The 1,142-nt window shown below is 26.1% G+C and carries 2 protein-coding genes; both read right to left on the bottom strand.

What is annotated here, in order from left to right; translation table 11 throughout:
- Positions 1-801, bottom strand: an 801-nt coding sequence (locus NH26_RS24885) for a leucine-rich repeat domain-containing protein (RefSeq protein ID WP_139263321.1), incomplete at its 3' end; no start/stop codon positions are given.
- A gap of 161 nt (positions 802-962) precedes the next feature.
- On the bottom strand, positions 963-1,142 hold a 180-nt coding region (locus NH26_RS25585), incomplete at its 5' end, for a hypothetical protein (protein WP_158022042.1).

The following is a 1,142-nucleotide window of genomic DNA, read 5'->3' as shown; positions in this document are numbered from 1 at the left end:
TTTTAAAGAGTCACAGCCATGCAAATTAAGATATAGCTGCTGTTCTGGAATGTTTCGAAATAACTGATCAGGAAAACTTCTTATATTACAATTAACAAAGTCTAAAATTGTTAAGCTATCAAAGCTACCAATATCTTCAGGAATATCTTTCGACAAACAATCATTAAACGATAAATATTTAAGACCACTTAAATATTTGAAATTATTGAAACTATTGAATGAACCTCCAAATGCAATAAGGTTTTTTAAATCCATAATTTGGCTTGGAATATCATTATTTGTGTTAACGTAAAGATGAGTAAGTTTATTTAACTTGAAAATTTCATTAGGAATACCTTTTACTTTAGTATTACTAAAATTTAAGATCTCTAAATTTTTTAATTTAAAAATATCATTTGAGATAGTATCTACATCTGTACCTTGAAATATTAACCTTTTAAGTCTTTTAAACTTATTTATATTTGAAGGAATTTGTTTTAAAGGAGATTCGTAAATAACAATTGATTCTAATTCATCATTTACAATATTTTTAAAGTTTAATTCTTTAAGTTTTGTTTTTTCAAACTCAATTTTTTTTAAAAATTTGAAAGCTTTTATTTCATTAGGAATTTTATCAACATCAGAATTTGAGAAATAAATTTCAATAACATGAGATTTGTCATTATTGTATACAAAATCAACGTTATTATAATATTTCTTTAATATAGTTTTTGCCTCTGATTCAGTTAATGTTTGACAGGAAATCATTGTTATAAAAATTAATAATGTCGCTCCTATTTTAATTAAAAATGAAGTATTCATAAATTTTAAATTCTATAAAAAGTGGAAATAATATCTAGACAGCCTCGCATTCAACCCTTCAAGATCTCATCTTTGTTTACCCCCTTACCCATGACTGAAGTCATGGGTTGTTTACGTAGTATCCTAACACGACTAAAGTCGTGATAGAATAAAACCCTTGTTTATTCTTCGATCGGATTCCCTCCCAATGCTATATCAAATTGTTTTTGCCCCCGAACAAATTGAGGATATTTTCTGATTTTATTATTCTCTAAATTAATATGATGTAATTCAGGTAATTCCATAATTCCTTTTGGTACTACTTCAATATTACCATTGATAATCACACAAAAGCCTAAGCT

Origin of the sequence: Flammeovirga pacifica (assembly GCF_000807855.2) — a bacterium.
Classification (GTDB): domain Bacteria; phylum Bacteroidota; class Bacteroidia; order Cytophagales; family Flammeovirgaceae; genus Flammeovirga; species Flammeovirga pacifica.
The sequence above is the reverse complement of the archived record's forward strand: the minus strand, read 5'-3'. Positions and strand labels throughout refer to the sequence as shown.